This is a genomic window from Corynebacterium glucuronolyticum DSM 44120 (assembly GCF_030440595.1).
Taxonomy (GTDB): Bacteria; Actinomycetota; Actinomycetes; order Mycobacteriales; family Mycobacteriaceae; genus Corynebacterium; species Corynebacterium glucuronolyticum.
Genome location: NZ_CP047452.1, coordinates 1922022 through 1947221 on the forward strand (window position 1 = coordinate 1922022; position 25200 = coordinate 1947221).

Below are 25200 nucleotides of genomic sequence, written 5' to 3' on the forward strand. Positions count from 1 at the left end.
CCATGCCCTGAACTGGCATTTACCAGAATTAGCACCGTAGATCCGGTTATGACAACCAACCCTCTTTTATGTGTCATACCTCACTTTATGTACACCGTGCGGAATATCCCACACACCGCATTCTTGTTAACATTCTCGTTACCTTAGGGCCTCCCACGGCAGTCTCCCCTGCCGTTTGTCTAGGTTTCCCCTTAGCCTCCTGCGTACCATCCACCTGTCCCCTCAGCCACTTCTGCCCCCTAGCCGGCAACCGTAGGCCTGATTCGGCAACCGCCCGCCCAATCCGGCAGCCCTCCCCTTTAGTCAGCGGCTATCCCCTTAGTCGGCTGACTTAGCCGTCCACCTATCGTTCATTGCCCCCGTTGCTTCCTGCAGACCCCGGGGGCAGCCTGAAGGCACCTGTGCCTGAAGGATTTCAATTTGTCGCAGAGTCACCTTTGTCTAGGAGGCTTCTATTCTCGAGGAGCCTTTCAAAATACGAGACTATTCGTGCTCTATATATATACAGTGGCGGTATGTGTTTTCCGCCGTGGACTAGATGGGATCATCCGTTACAGACATAAAAAGGAGCCCTCGTCACAGAGTGACGAGGGCTCTGGCCTTAGTAGCGAACTACTGGCAGTGTGCCAAGCGCTGAGTGCTACTTAGAGTCGCCGCGACGAAGCACGTTGCGGGAGTCGCCTTCCTCGGCGGCCCTACGGTTGAGCTCAGACAGAGTCTCGAACCGCTCGCGATCGTTCGCTTCCTCGATCTCCTTAGCCTTCGCTGCGATCTCCGGGCTGTCAGCCTTGAGCCAGGAGCCACGACCCGGGCGACCGGAGTAGCCCAGCTGGCTGGCGCGCTTCGGCACAGCAGCACCCTGGTACTCCAGCGGGATCTGGTGACCGTGCTCATCGGTCGGGCCAAGCGGCTGGTGCAGCTCAACGAAGCTGCCCTCAGGCGTCTGGTAAATGACACCAGTCTCCACGCCGTGCTCCAGAACCTTGCGGTCGGAGCGCTGCAGGCCGATGCAGATACGGTAGGTGACGAAGTAGATCACCGGGGGCAGAACCACGAAGCCGATGCGACCAAACCAGGTCATGGCGTTCAGCGAAATCTGCGCGAAGTGAGCGAAGAGGTCGTTGGCACCAGACAGGGTCATAAGGAACCACGCGGCGATTGCGACAACACCGAGCGAGGTGCGCACAGGCACATCGCGGGGGCGCTGCAGGATGTTGTGGTGTGCATCGTCGCCGGTGAATGCCTTCTCAATCCAGGGGTAGCTGAACAGAACGACAACCAGGATGCCAGCAACGAGAGCGACCCAGAACACAGCCGGAATGGTATAGGAACCAAGATACAGCTCCCACGGCGGCATGATACGAGCCAAACCATCTGTCCACAGCATGTAAATATCAGGCTGCGAACCGGCGGAAACCTGTGACGGGTTGTACGGCCCCAGGTTCCAAATCGGGTTAATGGTGAAGATACCGGCGAACAGGGCGAGAACACCGAAGGTGAACAGGCCCATGGAGATAGCCTTGGTACCGAATACGGGCAGAATACGGACGCCGATGACGTTGTTCTCCGTGCGGCCGGGGCCCGGGTACTGCGTGTGCTTCTGGAACCATACAAGTGCAACGTGAGCTGCGATCAGGGCAAGGATAATGCCAGGAACGAGCAGGACGTGTGCGATGTAGAAGCGGTCCAGCATCAGATCAGATGGGAAGTCTCCACCGAAGATGAACCAGTGTGTCCACGTACCGATGATCGGGATGGACAGAATAATCGCGGACATGATTCGCAGGCCGACACCGGAGAGCAGATCGTCCGGGAGGGAGTAACCCATGAAGCCCTCAACCATGCAGAGGAGGAGCAGGGTCACACCGATGAGCCAGTTGGCCTCACGGGGACGACGGAATGCACCGGTGAAGAAGATGCGGAACATGTGGACGAAGATGGCAACGCTGAACAGCAGAGCAGCCCAGTGGTGCATCTGGCGGATGAAGAGGCCGCCACGAACCTCGAAGGAGAGGTTCAGCGCTGTCTCGTAGGCGCGAGACATCTCGACACCGTTAAGCGGTGCATAAGCACCGTCGTAGATGACCTTCGTAATGGAAGGATCGAAGAACAGTGCGAGGTAGATACCGGTCAGCAGCAGGACGATGAAAGCGTACAGCGCAATCTCGCCGAGCATGAATGACCAGTGGGTGGGGAACACCTTATTGATGTTCGTGCGGATAAACCCGGCGGCACCGTAGCGTTCGTCGACGTTACGAGCACGGGTAGCTAGCTTGTTACTCATGACTCACGCTCCCAGAAGGCCGGGCCAACCGGCTCGCTGAAGTTCCTCGTAGCAACGAGGTAGCCTTCCTCGTCCACCGTGATCGGCAGCTGAGGCAGGGCACGTGCGGCAGGACCAAACACAGGCTTGCCGTAGTGCAAGGCATCGAATTGTGACTGGTGGCACGGGCACAGGATCCGGTTTGTCTGAGCCTCGTAGAGGGAGGTCGGGCAACCGATGTGCGTGCAGATCTTGGAGTAGGCGTAGTAATCACCGAAGTGGTAATCCTCCTGCCCTTCACGCTCGACGACGCGGTTGGCATCTTCGCTACGAAGGCGAATCAGCATAACTGCGTTACGCGGGCCGTGGATCGAGTGCATGTGCTCCTCGTACACGTCCTTGGTCTTGTCGCCGTGGCGGATAACTGCCTCCGGCAGGAGCGGGAAGACCGTCTCCATGCCACCAGCAGCGAGATCCTCCGGACGAACGCGAACCAGGCGAGCCAGGCCGTTGGTGTGGTAGTTGCCGTGCTCATCCTTCTCGGCCGCGATACCAGTGTCACGACCCAGGTAGATCTTCTCTACCTCGGGGGTGTCGAGCAGGGACCAACCAGAGGTCCACAGCGTGCCGTCACCCTGAATGCCAAGCTTGCCGGGCTTCCACGGATTCTTGATCATGCCACCGAGCGGAGCAATGATCGAAATACCCGCGAGGACTGCTCCGGTGCCGAAGAGGCCCTTGAGTACCTTTCGACGGCCGAGGGAGGAGGTCTCCCACGAATCGTTAAGCAGGGCGGTCAGGGTGCGCTGGTCAACTTCATCCGACGGACCATCGTGGCGCTCCTGCACCGCGATTTCCTCGGGGATGAAACGCTTAATGTACAGCGCGGTGGCGATAGCCAGGGAAATGATGGACAGGCCCATCGTTACACCGAGCAACGGTGTGTAGAAGGTGTACCACCACATACCCTCCTGACCGAGGCCCTTGTACTCCCACGGCCAGAAGAGGTAGATCGCGAGGAAAGCAAGTGCGCAAATAATGCCGAGCACCAGCCAGAAACCGACGGTGCGCGATGCGCGCTTCTCAGCCGGATCATTCGTGATCGGGAAGCGTTCCTTGCGGTATGCAATGGTGACGCCATCCATCTCCGTGCCCAGGCGAGCCAGGTCTTCCTGCGACATGTTCTTCAGATCTTCAGAACTGTACTGATTATTTACTGTGTGACTCATGAGCGGCTTCCAATCCACATCGTGAAGCAGACAAGAACTGTGATGCCGACGATCCACATAACCATGCCCTCAGTTACCGGGCCGAGACCACCAATGGTCCAACCACCGGGATTCGGGGTTTCCTTAGCTGCCTTAATGTAAGCGATGATGTCCTTCTTCTCGTTCTCACTCAGCTGGCGATCAGAGAATTTGGGCATATTCTGCGGGCCGGTCAGCATGGCCTGGTAGAGCTCCTGCTCGTTGGCAGGGTCAAGACCAGGTGCGTACTTACCGGAGGAAAGCGCTCCGCCACGACCAGTGAAGTTGTGGCAGGAGGCACAGTTCATACGGAACAGTTCCGAACCGCGGGCGACATCCTCGGGGTGGATCTCACCCTCGGTGGTCGAAGCGCCACGGAGAGATTCCATAGCGATCGAGCCGTCCTCGTTGCGCTTCAGCTCGGGGCCACCACCGTTAGCGGCCACGAAAGCAGCGAGAGCCATCGTCTGAGATTCGTTAAATTTAGCGGGCTTGCGGGCAGCCTGTGCCTCGTTGCGGAGCATCGGCATGCGGCCAGAGTGAACCTGGAAATAGGCTGCACCCTCGCCAACACCGATCAGTGAAGGTCCGCGATCCGCGACACCCTGGAGGTTAGCTCCGTGGCAGTAGACGCAGGAGGTCTCGTAGAGGGACTTACCCTCTACGATGAGGGCCTGCTGATCCTGCTTAGCGGTAGCAACCTGAGCATCGGGAGTCAAGGCACTGGCGAGCAAGCCAGCGCTGGAGAGACCGACGGTAAGGGCAAGGCCACCAGCGGCGGTGCGCCTCATCTTCCGACGGCCCCTAACCTTTTTCGCCTTCTCGGCAGCAGCCGAGTCGGCGTTTCGTGGTGTGGTATCCATCATTTCCCTTTTAACTCGTATGGAAAGTGAATGGCTGTAGGCCGAAATCGCGTCTACGGTTGGCGAGCCTCCCGCAGACCTCAAACGACCAATACGGCCTACTGAATGAAGTAAATAGTGGTGAACAGACCAATCCAGACAACGTCAACGAAGTGCCAGTAGTAGGACACCACCATTGCGGCCGTTGCCTGGGCCGGAGTGAACTTGGCTAGCGATACACGCGTCAAAACCACTACGAAGGCGAGGACGCCAGCCAACACGTGAGCTGCGTGGAAGCCCGTGGTGATGAAGAACACCGAGCCGTAAACGCTGCTCTGGATGGTGAGTCCGTGGCCAACGAGCGTTATGTACTCTTTCATCTGGCCAACAAGGAAGATCGTTCCCATGAGAGCCGAGAGAAGGTACCAACGACGAAGACCAAAGACGTCTCCTCGTTCAGCGGCGAACACGCCCATCTGCGCGGTGAACGAACTTGCCACCAGGATGACCGTGATTGACAGGGCAAACGGCACGTTCAGGTGAGCCGGGCCGTAATCCCATGTACCGCTCTTAAGGCCGTTTGCTCGCGAGACGAAGTACATCGCGAACAAACCAGCAAAGAACATTAACTCTTGAGACAGGAACACAACGGTGCCGACGCTGACCATATTCGGACGGTTCAGCGCCGCAACACGCCGTGGTGCTGCCGTATTATTTCCAACTGCGCTTGTCACAACCATTAGTATTGTCGATTCCGGCCCCTAATTCGACCCGCTCCACCCTCCCATATCAGGCCAATCACAACGAAAGTTGCATACCTGGTTGACGCGCAGGACTCCTCCCCTTCATCTTTTTCGGCGGGGAACTTTTTCCTCCCGTCTCCGACCTCTATATTCCCCCTGCTAGACGGAAGAAGTGGAATCTTATTTTTCTCCACCCCACCGCTCTCCTCATCCACCGAGCAAAAAGTCTGGCAAAAACGCCGGGAATTCTCCCAATTTCACTGTGACATTTCTCACACCGTCGAAATCGGCCAGAAGCCGCCTCTCAAACTTTTGTTTACCCCACACCGACCTGCAGTTTTCCCTGGAAAAGCAAGCCGGTTCACCCCCATATAAATTTTTTCGCGCCACGGGGAACTATTTCCTTTTTCATACGACAAAACCCCCGCCGGAGGGCGGGGGTCTGAAACCTAAGGAGTTCGTCCGCTTTTGCGGATTGTACCTAGCCTTCGCTAAGAGAAACTAGTGGCTTTCCTTCGGGATGCCGTACTGCAGGTTCAATTTGAACACCGTGAAGATCAGGAGCACGGCACCAAGAACGATGAGCCAGTAGTGCATGTAGATGATGCCAAGTCCGAGAACGAGGATCGAACCAGACATTGCGATCGGCCAGATGGAGCTCGTGGAGAAGAAGCCGTACAGGCCGGCACCGTCTTCCGTCTCTGCGTCCTCCCAATCCTCCGGGAGAACGTCCTGGCGAGCTTCCGTGAAGTGGAAGTAGGCGCCAAGCATAAGAGTCATCAGTGCGGATACGACCAGAGCAGTGCCACCGCCCCATTCGATTCCGGTGTGGTAGCCTGCATCCTCAACGTACATAACGGCGAGGAAGTAGATGATGGACATAACCACCAGGAAGATGGTCAAACCGTAGAAAATACGTGCTGTGCTTTTCATTTCTTCTACAGACCTTTCCTATTTGTTTGCCGCGTAATCGAAAGTGTTGGACTCAATGCCACGGGTTCCATCGCGCTCAGTGAGGAACGGGCGGGTACTGGTGGAGTACGGATCTTCACCAATCGCCTTAAGAGCCTCGGAGTTCGGAGCCTCGGGGTTCGCAGTGCGGTACTCAAGGTACTGCTTGAACTTCTCGGGACTGACAACGCGAACCTCAAAGTTCATCATGGCGTGGTAGGTACCACACATCTCAGCGCAGCGACCAACGAATGCGCCCTCCTCCTCGATCTTTTCGATCTGGAAGCGGTTCACCGAGTTGTTAGCCTCGGGGTTAGCGTAGACGTCGCGTTTGAACAGGAACTCAGGAACCCAGAAGGAGTGCGATACGTCCGCAGAAGCGAGACGGAACTCGAGCGGGGTCTGGCTCGGGAGCACGAGAACCGGAACCTCGTCGGATGCACCTACGGTCTCGATCTTGTTGAAGTGGAGGTAGGAGCGATCATCGCGGGACTTGCCGTGAACCGGGCCACCCCACTGGTACTCTTCGCCGTTCGGAAGGTGCTTCGTCTTGATGTTGCCGTCGGCGTCGCGCTCGTAAGCGGACTCCTCAGCTGCCTTCGTCCTAGCCTCATCGGTTCCGACGTAGTCCTGACCGGTCGGGGAAAGGTCAGCTGCAACGTTGGCGTAGCCGAACTTCCAGTTCCACTGGAAGCCAGTGATATCCACCGTCACCTTCGGGTTTTTATCCAGAGCGTTGACCTGATCCTGAGCCTGCACCGTGAAGAAGAACAGCACAGAGACGATGGTGATCGGGATAATTGTCAGGACGATTTCCAGCGGGATATTGTACTGCAGCTGCTTCGGGAGCTCACCCTTACCGGCCTTCTTTGCGCGCTTGGCGGTGTTAAAGAAAACGTTCCACAACATCAACGCCCACATAATGATGCCGATCGTCCAGGCGGTTACCCAAACCCAGACCCAGAAGTTTCCGACCTCGGTCGCCTCCGGCGTAATGCCCTCTGGCCAGCCCATGCGCAGGAATTTTCCTACAGCGCCACCAGGAGGAGTTACATCACAACCAGCGAGCGCAAGGCCGCTGGCACCGAGCATTCCAGCCAGCAGCATGTTGCGGCCAAAACCGCGCTTCTTTCGCTGTTCCACGTGTGTCTGCCTTCCTATGTACAAAACTCATAGAACTCTCAAAGGTTCATTTCTATCTATGCAGCGTATCGCAAATGGAAACAGAATCCACACCGTTTACAGGGTGGATTCGGTATCAATCGAAAGTACGTTTTCGCTCTTCACACGGCACGGCGCTGCATGTTTACCGCCTCCGCCACGGTTACCCGAGCTTCAACCGTGACCCAGGTCACAAATGTCTCGCCGATCGTCTACCCATGAACGGGTGTAGCCCAAAGGTTGAAGGTGTAGCCCCAAGGTTGGTTTTGGCTACCTACAAGCAATTTTGCACCATTCCACCCCCACATTCCAGACATCTGACCCCACTTCGATTCCGCAGCGCCCCCTCCCTCGCGCCGATAGCCGGGCGCCGTCCCACAGGATCCTTGCCCCTACCTCCCGTAGGCATAGATCCGTGAGGAGAACCTCGTGGTGCGTAATGTGACGGCGGGGCGTGTGACGGCACGACACGTGACGGCGCGACACTGGCGGCGCGACACTGGCGGCGCGACACTGGCGGCGCGACACTGGCGGCGCGCGTGTAAGGGAATAGTCAGTTGCACGGACGAGCCGGACGCTGAGGAGAGGGAAGCTAAAGCCTCTCCCGCGTCACGGGTAGACTTTCACTACAGTTCGGCAGCCGGTCCCACAACGTACCGCTGCCACCCACCCTCGCCGGTAAATAGGTGAGGTAAGAAAGCTTCGATTAATTGTTAAAGGAGATCTCAACCGCATGTGTGGACTTTTGGGTTTACTTGTCCCGTCTGGGAACTCAAGCGAGTTAGTGCCGGCGGTAGAGCGGGCGCTTCCCTGCATGTATCACCGTGGGCCCGACGCAGTCGGAACCTGGAACGACGACCACGTGGTATTCGGATTCAACCGGCTCTCCATCATCGATCTCGCACACTCGCACCAGCCGCTGCAGTGGGGCCCAGAAGATAACCCGACGCGGTACACAATGACCTTCAACGGCGAGATCTACAACTACATCGAGTTGCGGGAAGAGCTCTCTGCTTTGGGTTATACCTTTAATACTGAAGGTGACGGAGAACCGATTGTCGTCGGCTACCACCACTGGGGTGAAGATGTTGTCACTCATCTGCGTGGCATGTTCGCCATCGTCATCTGGGATTCGGAAAAGCGGACCGTGTTCGCTGCCCGCGACCAGTTTGGCATCAAGCCGCTGTACATCGCACAGACTGAAGTCGGCACTGTCTTTTCATCTGAGAAGAAATCCATCCTCGAGATGGCTCCGGAGCTGGGACTCGATCTTTCCCTCGATCGGCGAGCCCTGGAACACTACGTTGACCTCCAGTACGTGCCGGAGCCCGAAAGCCTCCATGCCAATATCCGTCGCGTGGAGTCGGGTTGTTCCGTCACCTTGTCGGTTACTGATTCCGCTATCAACCAACAGCGCCACTTCGAGCCGAAGTTCAACGTCACTCCTGTGCCTGCCGGTGAAGAGCAGAAACTTTTTGATTCGATCGCGAAGGCGCTGGAAGACAGTGTCGAGAAGCACATGCGCGCTGACGTTACTGTCGGGTCTTTCCTCTCCGGTGGCATCGACTCCACCGCGATCGCTGCTCTTGCAAAGCGCCACAACCCGAACCTGCTCACCTTTACCACCGGGTTCGAACGGGAAGGCTATTCAGAAGTTGATGTTGCTGCGGAATCTGCCGAAGCGATTGGCGTTGAGCATATCGTCAAGATTGTTTCGCCGGAAGAGTACGCAGAGGCCTTCCCGCGCATCATCTGGTACCTCGATGACCCTGTCGCCGACCCCTCGCTCGTGCCGCTGTATTTTGTTGCAGCCGAGGCTCGCAAGCACGTTAAAGTGGTCCTGTCAGGCGAAGGCTCGGACGAGTTGTTCGGTGGCTACACCATCTACAAGGAGCCCCTTTCTCTCAAGCCATTCGAGTACGTCCCGGGTCCTCTCCTTAAGGGTCTGCGCGCAGTGGGTAAAGCGTTGCCGGATGGAGTCCGTGGCAAGTCACTCCTTCTCCGTGGCACCCAGCCGATGGAGACGCGCTACTACGGCAACGCGCGCTCCTTTAACTTCGAACAGATCAAGCGCGTCATGCCCTGGGCGAAGCCGGAGTGGGATCACCGCGAGGTGACCGCGCCGATTTACGCCAAGTCCCGTGACATGGATCCGGTAGCCCGGATGCAGCACCTTGATTTGTTCACGTGGCTGCGGGGCGACATCCTTGTTAAGGCCGACAAGATCACGATGGCCAATTCGCTGGAGTTGCGTGTCCCGTTCCTTGACCGGGAGGTGTTCCGCGTTGCCGAGCACATTCCGCACACGCTGAAGGTCTCGCACGGAACGACGAAGTATGCGTTGCGCCAGGCACTCAAACAGATCGTTCCTGCGCACGTTCTCAACAGGAAGAAGCTGGGTTTCCCGGTACCGATGAAGTACTGGCTGGCAGGCGACGAGCTGTACGGGTGGGCAAAGGAACAGATCACGGCATCGCAAACCGATCATCTCTTTGATAAGTCTGCGGTTCTTGCCATGTTGGAGGAGCACCGGCGTGGCGAGGCCGAACACTCCCGCCGTCTCTGGACGATCATTTCATTCATGATCTGGCACGGAATTTTCGTCGAAAAGCGAATCGACCCAGGTGTAGAGCGCCGCGAGTACCCCGTAGAACTCTAAACAGAATGGAAAATGCCCCTGGTGGACGTACACCAGGGGCATTTTGTTTGGCTACGCGTAACGAGTGGTTTCGTTACCAGAGCGTGGAGTTAGTGGAAGGAGTCACCACATGCACACGTCGAGGTTGCGTTTGGGTTATCGATGGTGAACCCCTGCGCCTCAATCGTATCGGCGTAATCGATAGTGGAACCGGCAAGGTACGGGGCGCTCATACGATCAACAGCAAGCTTCACACCGCCGAACTCGTCGACAGTATCACCATCGAGCTCGCGGTCGTCGAAGAACAGCTGGTAGCGAAGACCCGAGCAGCCACCGGGCTGAACTGCGATGCGGAGGCGGAGATCGTCACGACCTTCCTGGTCGATGAGTGCTTTTGCCTTAGCAGCGGCAGCGTCGGTGAGGGTAACCCCCGTGGTAGACGGTGCAGTCATAGTTTTTCTCCTCTTTAAAAGTCTTGGACTACAGAGCCTGAGCAGCCATAGTGCCGGGCACCAATGTGGCAGGCCCGCAAACCCAAACGTTTTCGTGTCACCTACCGTAACACGTCCGTCAATCCCCCTATTCCGCGCCGTCGGCAATAGAGGCCCTGGAAGACTACCACCGGTACGAGCCCACGTTAGCCCGGACAGGTGTGACCTAGTAGCCTTATGTTTCGTGAGTTCATCGAAGTACCTAAACCTCCTCCGGAACAAGAAGACCAACACGGAGGCTCAGACCGATCTGCCCGCCGACGCGGATAAGCAGAAAGATTCTGCCCCCTCGGATACACCCGCCAAGCCGAAGAAGAAGGGGAAACAGGCCCCGAACCCCAAGGCTTTCACCCCGAAGAAGGGGCACGCAACGCCGAAGCGCAAGGACGTTGAGCGTGAGCGTGGCATCAATACCGGCCCCGTGGACGCGCCTGCCTCCTACTCCGAAATGCGACGCCGCCGTAAGGAAATGAAGGCCTCCATGACTAAGGAGGAGTACAAGGCGTACAAGCAGAAGGAGCGCGATCAGCGCAACGCTCGCAACAAGGAAATCCAGGACAAGATGGATGCCGGCGAGGAACAGTATCTGCTCGAGCGCGACCGCGGCCCCGAGCGTCGTTTCCTGCGCGATTGGGTTGATTCCCGGCATATGCTGAGCTCTTGGCTCATGCCTGTGATGCTCGTTCTCCTGGTATTCATGTTTATCGGCCTGCGCCAGCCGATGATCTCCAACACCGCATCGATCGTTGGCATGATCATCATGCTGATCTTCCTCATCGAGGGCATCTACCAGGGGCGCAAGGCCACCCGCGCGGTGCGGGAGCACTTCCCCAACTCCACGCTGAAGGGCTGGACGCTGGGGTTCTACGCCTGGACTCGCGCCTCGCAGCCTCGCCGCCTACGCACCCCGAAGCCGCAGGTTGAGGCCGGGACCAACATCGACTAATGATCACGCTGGTGCTTGGTGGGGCGCGTTCGGGAAAGTCCGTCTTCGCTGAACGGCTTGCCGCGCAGCGCGCTTCGCGCCCTGACACGGTGACATACGTGGCCACAGCGCGCCCGCTCATCTCGCCGGACCCCGATTTTGACGAGCGAATCCGTGCGCATCGCGCCCGCCGCCCGAGCCCGTGGCACACGGAGGACGAGGAGGATCTCGTCCCCTATCTTGCGCACCCCTCCGGGCTGTCGCTTGTCGACGATCTGGGGACCTGGCTTACTCACCGCTTTGACGTCACCTCGTGGGACGAGCCTCCGCAGCAGGCGATCGATGAACTTATTGCTGCGCTGACGGCTCTGCCCTCCACTTCGGATATCATTCTCGTTTCCCCAGAGGTGGGGCTGTCGGTTGTGCCGGAGCATCGCTCAGCACGATTGTTCCGCGATACCTGCGGGCTGATGAATTCCCGGGTAGCAGAGTGCGCGCACGAGGTTTTCTTCATTGCTGCCGGTCTGCCGCTCAAACTCAAACCGGCCACCCCACTGACTTAGGATTGATTGCATGGAATCAACGGATTTCTTTTCTCACGTGCCTGATCTGTCCGCCGCTGCCCGCGCGAAGGCGTGGAAAGTACAGAGCCAGCTGACCAAACCACCGGGCTCGCTCGGCCGCCTGGAAGAGATCGGTGCCTGGATGGCCTCAGTACAGGACGCGGTTCCTCCCCGCGCCATTAAGAAGCCCCGCGTCGTGGTGTTTGCTGGTGATCATGGCATTGCCGCTCGCGGTGTGAGCAATTTTGACCCGATCGTGTCGATCCAGACATTCGACAATATCGCGGAGGGCGGTGCCGGCGTGTGCGCGCTGGCTGCAACACACGGGGTGGAAATCCGCCTGGTCGATATCTCCCTCGACCGGGAATCCACGGACCCGCACCACGTACGCCGGTCCAGCGGGGCGATCGACGTGGAGGATGCGATGAGCGAGGACGAACTCGCCGCAGCGTTGAACGCCGGAATAGACATCGCCAACGAGGAAATAGACGGGGGCGCCGACATCCTCATCCCCGGCGACCTCGGCATCGGCAACACGACCATCGCCGCCGCCCTCATCGGCGCGTACACACGAACCGAGCCGGTAAAGGTCACCGGGCGCGGCTCAGGAATTGACGACGCGACCTGGAAGCCCAAGGTCGCCGCCGTCCGCGATGCCATGTTCCGCGCCCGCCCCTTCGGGCGTGATCCGTTTAAGGTGCTGGTGGCCATCGGCTCCCCTGACATCGCTGCTATGGCAGCCTTTATGGCCCAGGCTGCTTCTCGACGCATTCCTGTCATCCTCGACGGTGCAATCGTTACGGCCGCTGGCCTGTGGGCAAACCGCCTGGCTCCCGGCGCGTCATCGTTCTGGATTGCCGGCCACCGCTCTCCCGAACCCGCCCACGGCTACGCACTGCGAGAGCTCGAACTCACGCCCATCCTCGATCTGGGGATGCGCCTGGGCGAGGGTTCCGGTGCAGTGGAGGCACTCCCCCATATTCGCGCCGCAGTCAACATTTTCCACCACATGGCAACGTTCGCCGACGCTGGTGTGAACACGGCCTTCCACAGCTAGGAGGCGTGCATAAAAGGTGAGTGGCAAAGCAGGTCCCGGCGATAACCCCGCGCGTTCAGGTCACGTGTCTGTTGTGTGGGAGGCTATCTCTACGGCACTCAGCTGGATGACGGTCTTCCCCTTCGCTGGGGCGCGGACCTTCGATCGCACGACGGGTGCGCGCGCCATGGCGGCGCTCCCCGTCGCCGGAATCGTTATCGGCGTATGCAGCGCTGTCCTCTTTTTTGCGCTGCGTCACTCACCACTTCTTGCCGCGGCACTTGCGCTTGCCGTTGCTGAGCTCTGCACTCGCTTCATGCATGCCGACGCGCTTGCCGATGTTGCCGACGCACTGGGCTCCTACGCCCAGCCGGACAAGGCTCGCGAGATCCTTCACGATTCGCGTTCTGGTGCCTTCGCCATCGGAGCGCTTGCCATGGTGTACATCGTGCAATTCGCCGCCTTCGCATCCGTGCCGTCGCCGTGGTTCGTCTTCTTCTCGTTATGGGCCGGTCGCATCGCAGGCCAGGTTCCAGCGACCGGTGGCTTTGCACCGTTTTCAGAATCCGGATTCGGTGGCCTCATCATCGGCACAGTCCACTGGTGGTGGATCGCCGTATGGTGGGCGATTCTCAGTGGCTTTTCGCTCGCCGTTGCGGGTCCATGGATTGCTCTGGCATCCGCCATTGCGCTCGCTTTAAGCTACTGGTTCAGTACGCACATGTCCCGGCGTTTCGACGGTCTCAACGGCGACTGCGTGGGCTCCTGTGTTCTCCTTGGCACCACGGCTACTGCCGCCCTCGCTGCTATTTTCAGCTCTCTGTAACACATACATCCCGCCTTCGCTTCCTCCTGGACGCCTACAGGCACACTCCGACCCGCATTTTCGGTGTCGGCACAGATGGCAACTACACTCTGGCACGTGCGATGGTTAGTGGTTGCACCGCTTTCGGTGCTCTTGGGGTACGTGTTGAGCCGCGCATCGGTGCCGGCAGCGTGGATCATTGGACCGCTGGTAGTGTCAGCGGCCTGCGCTTTGCTGACTAAAAAGGAGCTTCCCCTTAACCGCTATCTGTTTCGGTTTTCCCGCGGCACGATCGGAATCCTCGCTGCTCTTCCCCTCGTCACCGTCGGCTGGCGGGAGTTCGTGACGTACCTGCTGCCAGGGCTATTTACCGCTACCTTTACCATCCTGTTGGCTATTATTGGCGGAACCATCATGGGAAAAACGCACAAGCAAATCGGGCTTGAATCCGGCATTATGTCGATGCTCGCAGGGGGTGCATCCGTCATGCCCATCATCGCCAAAGAAGTAGGAGCTGACTACCGCTACGTCGCGCTCAACCAGTACCTCCGCTTGCTTACCGTGTCTGTCTCTTTGCCGCTCGTGGCGGGCTGGCTCATGACAACGGAGAGCGCCCCCGCTGGACACCCTGCTCCACCCGAGCCCGCAGGTTGGGTCGGCCTCGCGATCATTATTGCCGTGGCGATGGGTGCGGAGTCCGTTGCTCGTTTCCTCCATATCCCTTCCCCCTCGATCATTGGGCCGATCCTCGTGATGATCATCGTCGCGTCTGCGATCCCGGATTCGGTCTCCTTGTATCCACCAGAAGTGATGCGGATCATCGCTTTCCTCGTCGTCGGATGGATGTGCGGAGGCAGCCTCTCCCTCACCTCCCTGAAGACGTTCTCTGCTCTCCTCCCGATTACGCTCACATTCGTCGGTGTCCTCATTGGTGCATGTGCTCTCATCGCGTGGCCCCTCACGGAATGGCTAGACATCACGTACTTTGAAGCCTATCTCGCAACCACCCCGGGGGCTCTAGACACGGTTCTGGCGCTTACATCAGAGAGCGGATCCGGTGCGGTCGTCGTCACTATGCAGGTGATTCGGCTGCTCTGCATTGTGGTTTTTGCCGGCTACCTGCCCCAATTTCTCCGTCTCTACCGGCGTTTTGTGCGATAAAAAAGTGGTACCCAAAAACGGGTACCACTTTCATCGCTCTTCGCGTGCAACTAGCTCACTCTCTCCCGGCCAGATCGAACGAGATCGTGTGAGTGGGTGCAACTGCTAGGCGAGCTGATCCATCCATCCGTGGGTATCGTCAATATCGCCATGCTGGATTCCGGTCAGGTGCTCGCGAAGCTGCATCGTGACCTTGCCTGCCTCTCCGTTGTTGACGGTAAAGGAGCCGTGGGCGCTCTTGACCTCGCCGACGGGCGTGATGACAGCAGCCGTGCCGCAGGCGAAGGACTCCACCATGGCACCGGACTTCACGTCGTTTTCCCAATCGTCTTTGGAGATCCGTCGCTCATCGGTGTCGTAGCCAAGGTCGCGGGCGACCTGCAACAGCGAGTCGCGTGTCACGCCGGGCAGCAGCGAACCGGAAAGAGCGGGGGTGACAACGGAGGTCTTGTCGCCATCGGAGTACACGAACATGAGGTTCATGCCGCCCATTTCTTCGATGTATGTACGTTCGGTCGCATCCAACCACACAACCTGATCGCAGCCCTTCTCTTCTGCCTGCGATTGTGCGAGCAGGGAGCCTGCGTAGTTGCCAGCAAACTTGGCGGCTCCAGTCCCGCCGGGGGCGGCGCGGACGTAGTCCTCGCAGAGCCACACGGAGACAGGCTTAACGCCACCGGAGAAGTAGGCGCCAGCGGGTGAGGCGATGAGCACATAGCGGTATGCGTTGGCCGGGTGGACGCCGAGGGAGTTTTGCGTGGAGATCATGAAGGGGCGCAGGTAGAGGGATTCTTCGCCACCTGCGGCGGGTACCCAGCGCTTGTCGATTTCGACGATTTGGCGCAGGGACTCGATGAATACGTCCTCCGGCAGCTCCGGCATGGCCAAACGCTGTGCGGATCGCTGGAACCTGCGTGCGTTCTGCTCAGGACGGAAGGTGTAGACGTGGCCGTCAGCGTGACGGTAGGCCTTGAGGCCCTCAAAGATCGCCTGCCCGTAGTGGAAAACGGTGCAGGCAGGCTCGAGGGAAATCGGCTCGTACGGGCGGACCTGAGCATCGTGCCAACCTTTGTCTTCCGACCAGTCGATGGTGACCATATGATCGGTGAAGAAGTTACCAAATCCGGGCTTTTCCAAGACCTTAGCGATCTCTTCGTCGGTTGCCGGATGAGGGTTCTGGTGAATTGTAAAGGAAAGTGAAGCCATAGCCACACAATACACCCCTTCCCGCCTAATGGGAACCATCCTTCACATAGTGAGACAAAAATCCGGCACGGGTAATGATCCTTCCTGGTAGCCACCGACACTTTGTACACTGGCTACAACCGGACCGGTTCACCCGTCCACTCATTTTCCCATTTTCGCACAAATATTGGAGGAGTACAGATGGCTAAGGTCACTTTCCCGCAGGGGCACATTGTTTCCGTCGCGGCAGGAAAGAAGATTCCAAAAGATGTTGAAGTAGTTGTCACCGGCTTATTTGCAGATGACGCAACAAAGACCAAGAAGAGGGACGAAATCACCTCCGCTCTCGTTGCAGTTGGACACGCTGGGAAATGGGGCCGTACCCGCACAGTCGCCACCAAGGAACACCTTGTTGTGGGGGTGGGGCTAGGCAAGCGCGCCGAGTTCACCCAGGACAAACTTCGTCAGGCCGCTGCCATCGGCGCTAAGCACCTAGGAGATGCAACCCGCGCCGCTACCACACTTGCCACTATCCCTGTCGAAGCCTCCGCCGAGGTTTCCAACGCGGCCGCCGTCGCCGAGGGATTCATCCTCGGTTCTTACTCGTTCGACGGGCTAAAGACTGCTCCGGATACGCACACCGACTGTGAAGTCACCATCGTCGGTGGCACCAAGAAGGACATAGCTGCAGCCTCCGTCCGCGCACGCGCCGTCGTACTCACCCGCGACCTGGTGAACACCCCCTCCTCACACCTTTACCCGGAAACCTACGCGGCCAGGGTAAAGAAGCTGGCTAAAAACCTCAGTGTTGAGATCCTCGAACCGGAAGAACTGGAAAAGCGAGGGTTTGGCGGAATCCTCGCCGTCGGCGGTGGCTCCTCACGCTCGCCCCGCATGGTGTCCGTTTCCTATAAGGCAGGAAAAGGTCTCCCGAGCATCGGTCTCATAGGCAAAGGCATCACATTCGACACCGGCGGTATCTCCATCAAGCCGTCGGCGGGAATGGATGACATGATTTCCGACATGGGTGGGTCAGCAGCCGTATTCGCCACGGTTCTCGCGGCAGCAGAGCTGGAGCTCACCATCAACGTCACTGCATACCTCCCCCTGGCAGAAAACATGCCTGGTGGCGCAGCCTACCGCCCCGGCGATGTCATCACCCACTTTGGTGGACTCACCAGCGAGATCCGCAACACCGACGCAGAGGGGCGCCTGGTGCTTGCCGACGGCCTCGCCTACGCCTCCACTAAAGGTCACGATTACCTCATCGACGTTGCTACACTCACCGGCGCGCAGATCGTCGCACTCGGCAACCGCACAGCGGGTGTCATGGGGACGGAGGACTTCCGCGACCTCATTGCAGAAACCGGGCGCGCTGTTGGTGAGGATGCCTGGGCGATGCCGATTACGGAGGAAGTCCGGTCAACGATGGACTCGGATGTCGCCGATGTGCGCAACATGGGTGAACGACCGGGTGGCATGCTCTCAGCGGCCGCCTACCTCGAGCACTTTGTGCCGAAGGACACTCCGTGGGCGCACATTGACATCGCTGGCCCGTCCTACAACACAGGGGCCTCCTGGGGCTACACCCCAAAGCGTGGCACAGGCGTCCCCGTCCGCACGCTTGTAGCGACGCTGGAAAGGCTAGCAAAGAATAAGAAGTAAGTATGCCCGCTCAGGTCGCGCCCGTCTGGGCGCGACCTTTTTTATTCCCCGTCGGGCGAATCTTGTTGGAGCTTCGCCTTCCGTTCGCGGTACTCCAGACGTTTACGGATGAGACGATCCTTTTCAATTCGATCCCGCATCCGCTGCGGATAACCTGCCTCCTCCACATCGTAAATGTCGATCCCCAGCCTTTTCGCAACCACATCGATCCCCTTGGGCCCACCGATCTTTCTCCGAATATGGTCTCCCCCTTCGTCGACAAGCACAATAGACATCTCGTTAACGAACGTCTCGGGTTCGATGAACCCCTCTACATACCCCCTCGGTGCTGCCCAACGCTCGAGAGCGACTAGATCAGGCTCACGAATTGTGCTACCGGGAGCCCGTTTCACGCGCTTATCCGTAGCCTTTTTCTTACCCTTTGAAAGAAAGCCAAACACACTACGACTTTAACCGATACAGGGTCTGACAAACCAGACTGCCGCCAGAACCGCGCAAGCGCTGTGCATAAGCCGAATCCTATGCAGAACAAACCACCGCACTACACCCTCCTAGGGGTAGATGCCGGGTGTATACAAGGGATTTGCACGAACGCCGGTGTGTGCACGGGGTGGGGCTATAGGCTTACAATGGTGAAAACGCGTAGGACTACAGCTCAAGGAGTATGACGAAAATGGCCACTTCTGTGGAGATGCCCGAGCTGGGCGAATCAGTAACCGAAGGCACCATCACCACGTGGTTGAAGGAGGTTGGTGACACCGTCGAGGTAGACGAACCGTTACTCGAGGTCTCCACCGACAAGGTAGACACCGAAATCCCCTCACCCGTTGCAGGCGTACTCATTAAGGTACTCGCCGAAGAAGACGATACCGTCGAGGTAGGCGACATTATTTGCGAGATCGGCGAAGAGGGCGAGGAGCCCGCCGAGAAGGACGATGCGCCCACTGAGGAGCCGGAAGAGGAAGAAGAGCCCGCCAAGGAGGAGAAGAAGGAAGAGCCGGCCGACAAGCCCGCCCCGAAGGCCTCCGGCTCCGCCTCCGACGTGACGATGCCCGAACTCGGCGAATCCGTCACCGAAGGCACCATCACCACGTGGCTCAAGGAAGTCGGCGACGAAGTCGAGGTAGACGAACCACTCCTCGAAGTCTCCACAGACAAGGTCGACACCGAAATCCCCTCACCCGTCGCAGGCACCCTCGTCGAAATCCTTGCCAACGAGGATGACACCGTCGAGGTCGGCGACGTCATCGCCCGCATCGGCGACGCCGACGCAGCGCCCGCCGAGAAGGAAGAGGAACCCGCCCAGGAAGAAAAGAAGGAAGAGCCCGCCAAGGAGGAGAAGAAGGAAGAGTCGGCCGACAAGCCCGCCCCGAAGGCCTCCGGCTCCGCCTCCGACGTGACGATGCCCGAACTCGGCGAATCCGTCACCGAAGGCACCATCACCACGTGGCTCAAGGAAGTCGGCGACGAAGTCGAGGTAGACGAACCACTCCTCGAAGTCTCCACAGACAAGGTCGACACCGAAATCCCCTCACCCGTCGCAGGCACCCTCGTCGAAATCCTTGCCAACGAGGATGACACCGTCGAGGTAGGCGACGTCATCGCCCGCATCGGCGACGCCGACGCAGCGCCCGCCGAGAAGGAAGAGGAACCCGCCCAGGAAGAAAAGAAGGAAGAGCCGGCCGAGTCTAAGCCTGCAGAGAAGAAGGAAGAGTCGAAGCCCGCAGCGGCATCTTCCTCCGAGGACGATCACGTTCCGTACGTGACGCCGCTGGTTCGCAAGCTCGCTAAAAAGCACAACATCGACCTCAATACTGTTGAAGGAACCGGTGTTGGCGGACGCGTCCGCAAACAGGATATCCTCGCCATCGTCAACGGCGAAGGCTCCACGGACTCTGCGGCTGCACCTGCCACTGCAGAGCAGCGCACGTCCACCAAGTCCGTAGACCCGGACAAGGCAGCACTGCGCGGTACGACGAAGAAAGTCAACCGCATCCGCGCTATCACCGCAGCAAAGACACTCGAGGCTCTGCAGACCGCCGCACAGCTCACCCAGCTGCACGAGGTGGATATGACCCGGATCGCCGAACTCCGCTCCGCCAACAAGCAGGCGTTCCAGGAGAAGCACGGCGTGAAGCTCACCTACCTGCCGTTCTTTGCCAAGGCTATCGTCGAGGCGCTCGTTGCTCACCCGAACGTCAATGCGTCCTACAACGCAGAGACCAAGGAGATGACGTACCACGAGTCGGTGAACCTGGCCATCGCCGTGGACACCAAGCAGGGTCTTCTCACCCCGGTCATCCACGACGCTCAGGACAAGAGCCTGCCAGAGCTGGCCAAGGAAATCGTCGATATTGCCGATCGCGCCCGCAGCAGCAAGCTGAAGCCCAATGATCTCGCTGGTGCTACGTTCACCATCACGAACATTGGCTCCGAAGGTGCTCTGTCTGACACCCCGATCGTCGTTCCTCCGCAAGCCGCCATGGTCGGCACGGGTGCCATCACCAAGCGCCCCGTCGTTGTGACGGAAAACGGTGTCGACGCCATCGCGGTACGCCAGATGGTGTACCTGCCGATGACCTACGACCACCAGGTCGTTGATGGTGCCGATGCAGGCCGATTCATGACAACTGTTCGTGACCGCCTCGAAAACATCGACTTCGAGGCCGACCTGGAATTGTAATTCCACGGCAACACGAGATCCCCTTCCGGAATGACCGGAAGGGGATTTTTATCCCCTAACACCCCCACAAACTACCCCATGTTAGGGGTAACATTCCACCTTTTTATGCGCTTGATATGTGGTTATTAAAGGTCACAACCAGTTCGATGTAGCACTATAACTACCAGTGAATATACCCAACGTGACTGCACTCACACTTCCCATCTTTTGGACATCACCGACACCTTTTACCACGTACAATCAATTAGGTAATAACAAATCGGGACCTTTAACCATTAGGAGGAAAACCCACTAATGACGAACCCCATCACCCCCTTGCCGTTTCATAATCGGCACATTGGGCCTGACGCTGATGACCAGAAGGAAATGCTCAAGGATCTGGGCTACGACAGCCTAGAGGAGCTCATGCAGGCTGCTATCCCCGGTGACATCATCGAAGACGAAGCAGTCACGAAGCTCATCGAACCACTGAGCGAGCACGAGGCACAGGCGCTGCTGCGCACCTACGCACGCCAGAACACCGTGCTCAAGTCCTTCTACGGACAGGGCTTCAACGACACGATCACGCCGCCGGTCATCCGCCGCAACGTGGTCGAGAACCCAGGCTGGTACACGGCATACACCCCCTACCAGGCTGAGATCTCCCAGGGTCGCCTGGAAGCACTGCTCAACTTCCAGACCCTGTTCAAGGATCTCAGCGGCCTTGACCTTGCCAACGCATCGCTACTCGACGAGGCAACCGCCGTCGCCGAGGCCGCAGCCCTCATGGTGCGCAGCGCCCGCAAGGCCAACAAGGTTGTCTTCGACGAGCGCCTGCACCGCCAGGATCTCACCGTCGCCATGGAGCGCGCCCGCGTCCTCGACTTCGACGTTGAAATCGCCGATGTCACCTCGGGTATCGCCGAGGACGGACTCGCCGGTGTCATCCTCGCCTACCCGGGCACGGAGGGCGATATCGTCGATCTCCGCCCCATCATCGAGCAGGTTCACTCCGTCGGTGGTTACGCAACAGTCGTTGCCGACCCACTGGCACTCATCCACCTCGAGTCCCCCGGTTCCCTCGGCGCGGACATCGCCGTTGGTTCCACGCAGCGCTTCGGCGTTCCGCTCTTCTTCGGTGGCCCGCACGCCGCCTACATGGCCGTCACGAACAAGCTTGTCCGCAAGATGCCTGGCCGCATCGTCGGCGTATCCAAGGATGCTGACGGCAACCCGGCCTACCGCCTCACCCTCCAGACCCGCGAGCAGCACATCCGCCGCGAGCGCGCCACCAGTAACATCTGTACTGCACAGGCACTGCTCGCAACGATGGCCTCGATGTACGCCGTGTGGCACGGACCTGCTGGACTGCGTCGCATCGCTGACCGGATCCACACCTACGCCTCCACGTTCGCAGCTAACATCCGCAAGGCTGGTGGCGATCTGAGCGTCCTTCACGACGACTTCTTCGACACCGTTACCGTGGGCGTATCCGGTCGCGCGGAGCAGATCGTCAAGGCAGCAGAGGAAGCCGGCTACCTCATCCGCCACATCGGCGATGACAAGGTATCTGTGGCCTTCGGTGAGTCTGCCAAGGACGAGGACATTACCGCCCTCCTCGAGGCATTCGGTGTCACCCGCGAGGTGGAATCCGAGTACGCCGAGTACCCAGAGTCGCTGCGCCGTACTGACGACCCGGTTCCGCACCCGATCTTCAGCTCGGTCCACTCCGAGACGCAGATGATGCGCTACACGCGTCGCCTCTCGGATCGCGACCTGGCTCTCGACCGCGCCATGATTCCGCTGGGTTCCTGCACCATGAAGCTCAACCCCGCAGCTGCCATGGAACCCATTACCTGGCCGAAGTTCGCAGGTCTGCACCCGTACGCACCGGCTGAGCAAACCAAGGGCTGGCGTGCCATGCTCGAGCAGCTAGAGAACTGGCTCGTCGATATCACCGGCTACGACAAGGTCTCCCTGCAGCCGAACTCCGGCGCTATGGGCGAGCTGTCCGGCCTCCTTGCAATCCGTCGTTACCACGTTGCCAACGGAGACCATGAGCGCGACATTTGCCTCATCCCCGCCTCCGCACACGGCACGAACGCGGCATCCGCAGCCCTTGCCGGCCTGCGCGTAGTCGTTATCGATTCCAACGAGGACGGCTCCATTTCCGTCGATGACCTCGACGCCAAGCTGGAGAAGTACAGCAACCACGTCGCCGCCATCATGATTACCTACCCGTCCACCCACGGCATTTACGAGCCGACGGTTCGCGAGGTGTGCAAGAAGGTTCACGACTACGGCGGCCAGGTCTACATCGACGGTGCCAACATGAACGCACAGTGTGGTTGGTCTCGCCCCGGCCAGTACGGCGGCGATGTCAGCCACCTGAACCTGCACAAGACCTTCGCTATCCCGCACGGTGGCGGCGGCCCTGGTGTTGGCCCAATTGCGGTTCGCGAACACCTCATTCCGTTCCTGCCGGCAGATCCGCTGGCAACGGATCCGCACTCGCCGGTTCCCGAGGGCCAAGGCATCCCCATGGTTGGTACCCTGTTCGGCTCCGCTGGTGTCACCCCGATTACATGGATGTACCTGGCAATGATGGGCTCTGAAGGCCTGAAGCGCGTCACTGCGGTCGCTGTCCTCAACGCCAACTATGTGGCAAAGGAACTGGACGATTCCTTCCCGGTCCTCTACCACGGCCCGAACGGCTTGGTCGGCCACGAGACGATCTTCGATATCCGCCCGGTGGAGAAGCTCTCTGGCGTTTCCGCCACCGATGTGGCTAAGCGTCTCATGGACTTCGGCATTCACGCCCCGACTCTTGCCTTCCCGGTTCCCGGCACGCTCATGTTTGAGCCGACGGAGTCCGAGAGCAAGGAGGAGCTGGACCGCTTCATCGAAGCTATGCGCACGATCCGCGCTGAGATCCAGGACGTCATCGACGGCAAGATTGCCCTCGAAGATTCGGTTCTCACCAACAGCCCGTTCACCGCGGCTTCCGCTGCCGCCGACGAATGGAACTACAAGTTCACTCGTAAGGAAGCGGTCTTCCCGGTAGACGGTCTGCTCCGCGACAAGTACTACCCGTCAGTGCGTCGCATCGATGAGGCCTACGGCGATCGCCACCTCTTCTGCGAGTGCCCCTCGCCGGAGACCTTCTCAATCGAGGACTAGGTCCTCCTCCGGCCCCGGGGTGGTTTTCACCCCGGGGTTCCCCAACACGACTTCCCTCATCAGCTTTTCTCAATTAAAGGAGATTTTTGTGACTGAAACTCTGCACAGCCCCCTGCACTCCAAGCACGAGGAACTCGGCGCATCCTTCACCATGTTCGGTGCCTGGGAGATGCCCCTCAAGTACGGCAACGAGCTCGACGAGCACCGCGCTGTGCGCGAAGCAGCAGGCCTGTTCGACCTGAGCCACATGGGCGAGATCATCGTCAGTGGCCCGCAGGCAACGGAGTACCTCAACTACGCTTTCATCGCTGACTACTCCAAGCTGGCCGTTGGTCGCGCAAAGTACAACCACATGGTGGAGAAAGACGGCCGGATCATCGACGACCTCATCATCTACCACGTCGAAGACGGTATCTTCTGGGTCGTCCCCAACGCCGGCAACGCCGAGACCGTATGGGACACCATGGTCGAGCGCAAGGGCGATTTCGATGTCACCCTCGAGAACAAGAACCGCGAGATCTCTAACATCGCCTGCCAGGGGCCGAACTCCGAGGCAGTGCTGAAGGAGGTCATCCCGGCTGAAGAGCATGAGAAGCTCGAGAACCTCAAGTACTACGCCGCCGAGTACCACACCGTGGCTGGCGAGAAGGTTCTGGTTGCCCGCACCGGCTACACCGGCGAGGACGGCTTCGAGCTCTACATCGAAAACGAGAAGGCACCGCAGCTGTGGGACGCACTTCTCAAGGCCGGCAAGGATCATGGCCTGCTCCCCTGCGGGCTTGCTGCTCGCGACTCGCTCCGCCTCGAGGCCGGCATGCCCCTCTACGGCCACGAGCTCACCCACGACCTGACCACCGTCGATGCCGGCATGCGCGGCATTACGGGCAAGGAGAAGGAAGGCGACTTCTACGGCAAGATCCTGCTGGACCTTCCGGTTTCCCCCAATAAGCTGACCAACATGGTCGGTGAGGGTCGCCGCGCCGCACGTGAGGGCGCTAAGCTCTTCGACCCCGAAGGCAACGAAGTTGGCTACGTCACCTCCGGCCAGCTCTCCCCCACGCTCGGCTACCCCATCGCGATGGGCTACGTGAAGCGTGAGGCAGCAGGCGAGGGCGCCAAGCTCGAGGCTGACATTCGTGGCAAGCGCTACCCCTACACTGTGGTGAAGGGCGCGTTCTACAAGCGCGACAAGTAAGAATCGGGCATAATAAGTGAGGACTATGTCGAGGCCTCACGCCCGTCACATTCACAAACGAAAGGTTTGAACATGGCTAATCTGCCCGAGAACTACTCCTACTCTGCTGAGCACGAGTGGATCGATGTCCCCGCAGCTGAGGCTGAGGGCAAGACTGTCAAGGTCGGTGTCACTGAGATCGCAACCGATGCCCTGGGCGAGATCGTCTACGTTGACCTCCCCTCTGTTGGCGACGAGGTAACTCACTCCGAGCCCTGTGGCGAGGTTGAGTCCACCAAGTCAGTGTCTGACATCTTCTCCCCTGTTTCCGGCACCATCACTGCCGTGAACGAGGCCCTGGAAGATGACCCGGCGCTCATCAACAACGATCCCTACGGTGAGGGCTGGATCTACGAGGTGCAGGTCTCCGAGGTTGGTCCGGTGAAGGACAAGGCCGGCTACGAGGCTGACAACGCCTAAGGCTCCACAAAAAATCCTCCCTCAGTTT

Annotated in this window: 20 protein-coding genes; 11 read left to right on the forward strand and 9 right to left on the reverse strand. The window is 59.1% G+C overall.

What is annotated here, in order from left to right; genetic code table 11:
* Positions 1-640: 640 nt before the first annotated feature.
* The 6 genes from qcrB to ctaC form a co-directional block, all read right to left on the reverse strand.
* Positions 641-2284 carry a cytochrome bc1 complex cytochrome b subunit gene (gene qcrB, locus CGLUCO_RS08440; RefSeq protein ID WP_005395484.1) on the reverse strand — a complete coding sequence of 548 codons (1644 nt, stop codon included), beginning with the start codon at positions 2282-2284 and terminating at the stop codon, positions 641-643.
* On the reverse strand, positions 2281-3492 hold the full coding sequence (gene qcrA, locus CGLUCO_RS08445; RefSeq protein ID WP_005389434.1) for a cytochrome bc1 complex Rieske iron-sulfur subunit: 1212 nt from the start codon (positions 3490-3492) through the stop codon (positions 2281-2283). Before qcrA ends, qcrB begins: the two co-directional genes overlap by 4 nt.
* Positions 3489-4376, reverse strand: a complete 888-nt coding sequence (qcrC, locus tag CGLUCO_RS08450) for a cytochrome bc1 complex diheme cytochrome c subunit (protein ID WP_005389433.1) — start codon at positions 4374-4376, stop codon at positions 3489-3491. The genes qcrA and qcrC overlap by 4 nt, the downstream gene beginning before the upstream one ends.
* A 95-nt stretch (positions 4377-4471) precedes the next feature.
* Positions 4472-5086 (reverse strand): aa3-type cytochrome oxidase subunit III, encoded by a 615-nt coding sequence (ctaE, locus tag CGLUCO_RS08455; protein WP_141759623.1) that lies wholly within the window; start codon positions 5084-5086, stop codon positions 4472-4474.
* Between the two features lie 510 nt (positions 5087-5596).
* Complete coding sequence (ctaF, locus tag CGLUCO_RS08460) at positions 5597-6028, reverse strand: aa3-type cytochrome oxidase subunit IV (protein WP_005389430.1); 432 nt, start codon at positions 6026-6028, stop codon at positions 5597-5599.
* A gap of 18 nt (positions 6029-6046) precedes the next feature.
* A complete protein-coding gene (ctaC, locus tag CGLUCO_RS08465) occupies positions 6047-7189 on the reverse strand; it encodes an aa3-type cytochrome oxidase subunit II (protein WP_198481393.1) in 1143 nt (380 codons plus the stop codon).
* Positions 7190-7940: 751 nt separating this feature from the next.
* On the opposite strand from ctaC, the gene asnB reads away from it, so the two are divergent.
* Positions 7941-9866 (forward strand): asparagine synthase (glutamine-hydrolyzing), encoded by a 1926-nt coding sequence (gene asnB / locus CGLUCO_RS08470; RefSeq protein ID WP_084036216.1) that lies wholly within the window; start codon positions 7941-7943, stop codon positions 9864-9866.
* 89 nt (positions 9867-9955) lie between these two features.
* Here asnB and erpA read toward each other — a convergent pair whose 3' ends face one another.
* Complete coding sequence (gene erpA / locus CGLUCO_RS08475) at positions 9956-10297, reverse strand: iron-sulfur cluster insertion protein ErpA (RefSeq protein WP_005389426.1); 342 nt, start codon at positions 10295-10297, stop codon at positions 9956-9958.
* Positions 10298-10520: 223 nt separating this feature from the next.
* Here erpA and CGLUCO_RS08480 point away from each other — a divergent pair, with 223 nt between their 5' ends.
* The 5 genes from CGLUCO_RS08480 to CGLUCO_RS08500 all read left to right on the forward strand — a co-directional run bounded on the left by CGLUCO_RS08480 (position 10521) and on the right by CGLUCO_RS08500 (position 14826).
* Complete coding sequence (locus tag CGLUCO_RS08480) at positions 10521-11282, forward strand: DUF3043 domain-containing protein (protein WP_005389425.1); 762 nt, start codon at positions 10521-10523, stop codon at positions 11280-11282.
* A complete protein-coding gene (locus CGLUCO_RS08485; protein ID WP_084036217.1) occupies positions 11282-11824 on the forward strand; it encodes a bifunctional adenosylcobinamide kinase/adenosylcobinamide-phosphate guanylyltransferase in 543 nt (180 codons plus the stop codon). The genes CGLUCO_RS08480 and CGLUCO_RS08485 overlap by 1 nt, the downstream gene beginning before the upstream one ends.
* 10 nt (positions 11825-11834) lie before the next feature.
* Complete coding sequence (cobT, locus tag CGLUCO_RS08490) at positions 11835-12881, forward strand: nicotinate-nucleotide--dimethylbenzimidazole phosphoribosyltransferase (protein ID WP_084036218.1); 1047 nt, start codon at positions 11835-11837, stop codon at positions 12879-12881.
* Positions 12882-12897: 16 nt separating this feature from the next.
* Positions 12898-13686 carry an adenosylcobinamide-GDP ribazoletransferase gene (locus tag CGLUCO_RS08495; protein ID WP_005389420.1) on the forward strand — a complete coding sequence of 263 codons (789 nt, stop codon included), beginning with the start codon at positions 12898-12900 and terminating at the stop codon, positions 13684-13686.
* 75 nt (positions 13687-13761) lie between these two features.
* Positions 13762-14826, forward strand: a complete 1065-nt coding sequence (locus CGLUCO_RS08500; RefSeq protein WP_005389418.1) for an AbrB family transcriptional regulator — start codon at positions 13762-13764, stop codon at positions 14824-14826.
* Positions 14827-14931: 105 nt separating this feature from the next.
* On the opposite strand, the gene CGLUCO_RS08505 is transcribed toward CGLUCO_RS08500, so the two are convergent.
* Complete coding sequence (locus CGLUCO_RS08505; protein WP_005389415.1) at positions 14932-16032, reverse strand: branched-chain amino acid aminotransferase; 1101 nt, start codon at positions 16030-16032, stop codon at positions 14932-14934.
* A 180-nt stretch (positions 16033-16212) separates the two neighbouring features.
* Here CGLUCO_RS08505 and CGLUCO_RS08510 point away from each other — a divergent pair, with 180 nt between their 5' ends.
* Positions 16213-17676, forward strand: a complete 1464-nt coding sequence (locus tag CGLUCO_RS08510) for a leucyl aminopeptidase (RefSeq protein WP_005395476.1) — start codon at positions 16213-16215, stop codon at positions 17674-17676.
* A 41-nt stretch (positions 17677-17717) separates the two neighbouring features.
* Here the strand turns inward: CGLUCO_RS08510 and CGLUCO_RS08515 are convergent, their stop codons facing one another.
* Entirely contained in the window at positions 17718-18116 is a 399-nt protein-coding gene (locus tag CGLUCO_RS08515) for an oxidoreductase (RefSeq protein ID WP_070739111.1), read from the reverse strand.
* 233 nt (positions 18117-18349) lie between these two features.
* Here CGLUCO_RS08515 and sucB point away from each other — a divergent pair, with 233 nt between their 5' ends.
* The 4 genes from sucB (at position 18350) to gcvH (ending at position 25172) form a co-directional block, all read left to right on the forward strand.
* A complete protein-coding gene (gene sucB / locus CGLUCO_RS08520; protein ID WP_198481391.1) occupies positions 18350-20359 on the forward strand; it encodes a 2-oxoglutarate dehydrogenase, E2 component, dihydrolipoamide succinyltransferase in 2010 nt (669 codons plus the stop codon).
* Positions 20360-20653: 294 nt separating this feature from the next.
* Positions 20654-23518, forward strand: a complete 2865-nt coding sequence (gene gcvP / locus CGLUCO_RS08525) for an aminomethyl-transferring glycine dehydrogenase (RefSeq protein ID WP_084036465.1) — start codon at positions 20654-20656, stop codon at positions 23516-23518.
* An 88-nt stretch (positions 23519-23606) separates the two neighbouring features.
* Positions 23607-24713 carry a glycine cleavage system aminomethyltransferase GcvT gene (gene gcvT / locus CGLUCO_RS08530; protein WP_198481389.1) on the forward strand — a complete coding sequence of 369 codons (1107 nt, stop codon included), beginning with the start codon at positions 23607-23609 and terminating at the stop codon, positions 24711-24713.
* Positions 24714-24785: 72 nt separating this feature from the next.
* Positions 24786-25172, forward strand: a complete 387-nt coding sequence (gcvH, locus tag CGLUCO_RS08535) for a glycine cleavage system protein GcvH (protein ID WP_005389401.1) — start codon at positions 24786-24788, stop codon at positions 25170-25172.
* Positions 25173-25200: the final 28 nt, after the last annotated feature.

What these genes read in the sequence shown, in the direction of transcription:
- qcrB (WP_005395484.1), bottom strand. Translation starts at nt 2,284, where the DNA reads ATGAGTAACAAGCTAGCTACCCGTGCTCGTAACGTCGACGAACGCTAC.
- qcrA (WP_005389434.1), bottom strand. Translation starts at nt 3,492, where the DNA reads ATGAGTCACACAGTAAATAATCAGTACAGTTCTGAAGATCTGAAGAAC.
- qcrC (WP_005389433.1), bottom strand. Translation starts at nt 4,376, where the DNA reads ATGATGGATACCACACCACGAAACGCCGACTCGGCTGCTGCCGAGAAG.
- ctaF (WP_005389430.1), bottom strand. Translation starts at nt 6,028, where the DNA reads ATGAAAAGCACAGCACGTATTTTCTACGGTTTGACCATCTTCCTGGTG.
- asnB (WP_084036216.1), top strand. Translation starts at nt 7,941, where the DNA reads ATGTGTGGACTTTTGGGTTTACTTGTCCCGTCTGGGAACTCAAGCGAG.
- erpA (WP_005389426.1), bottom strand. Translation starts at nt 10,297, where the DNA reads ATGACTGCACCGTCTACCACGGGGGTTACCCTCACCGACGCTGCCGCT.
- CGLUCO_RS08485 (WP_084036217.1), top strand. Translation starts at nt 11,282, where the DNA reads ATGATCACGCTGGTGCTTGGTGGGGCGCGTTCGGGAAAGTCCGTCTTC.
- cobT (WP_084036218.1), top strand. Translation starts at nt 11,835, where the DNA reads ATGGAATCAACGGATTTCTTTTCTCACGTGCCTGATCTGTCCGCCGCT.
- CGLUCO_RS08500 (WP_005389418.1), top strand. Translation starts at nt 13,762, where the DNA reads ATGGCAACTACACTCTGGCACGTGCGATGGTTAGTGGTTGCACCGCTT.
- CGLUCO_RS08505 (WP_005389415.1), bottom strand. Translation starts at nt 16,032, where the DNA reads ATGGCTTCACTTTCCTTTACAATTCACCAGAACCCTCATCCGGCAACC.
- CGLUCO_RS08510 (WP_005395476.1), top strand. Translation starts at nt 16,213, where the DNA reads ATGGCTAAGGTCACTTTCCCGCAGGGGCACATTGTTTCCGTCGCGGCA.
- sucB (WP_198481391.1), top strand. Translation starts at nt 18,350, where the DNA reads ATGGCCACTTCTGTGGAGATGCCCGAGCTGGGCGAATCAGTAACCGAA.
- gcvP (WP_084036465.1), top strand. Translation starts at nt 20,654, where the DNA reads ATGACGAACCCCATCACCCCCTTGCCGTTTCATAATCGGCACATTGGG.
- gcvH (WP_005389401.1), top strand. Translation starts at nt 24,786, where the DNA reads ATGGCTAATCTGCCCGAGAACTACTCCTACTCTGCTGAGCACGAGTGG.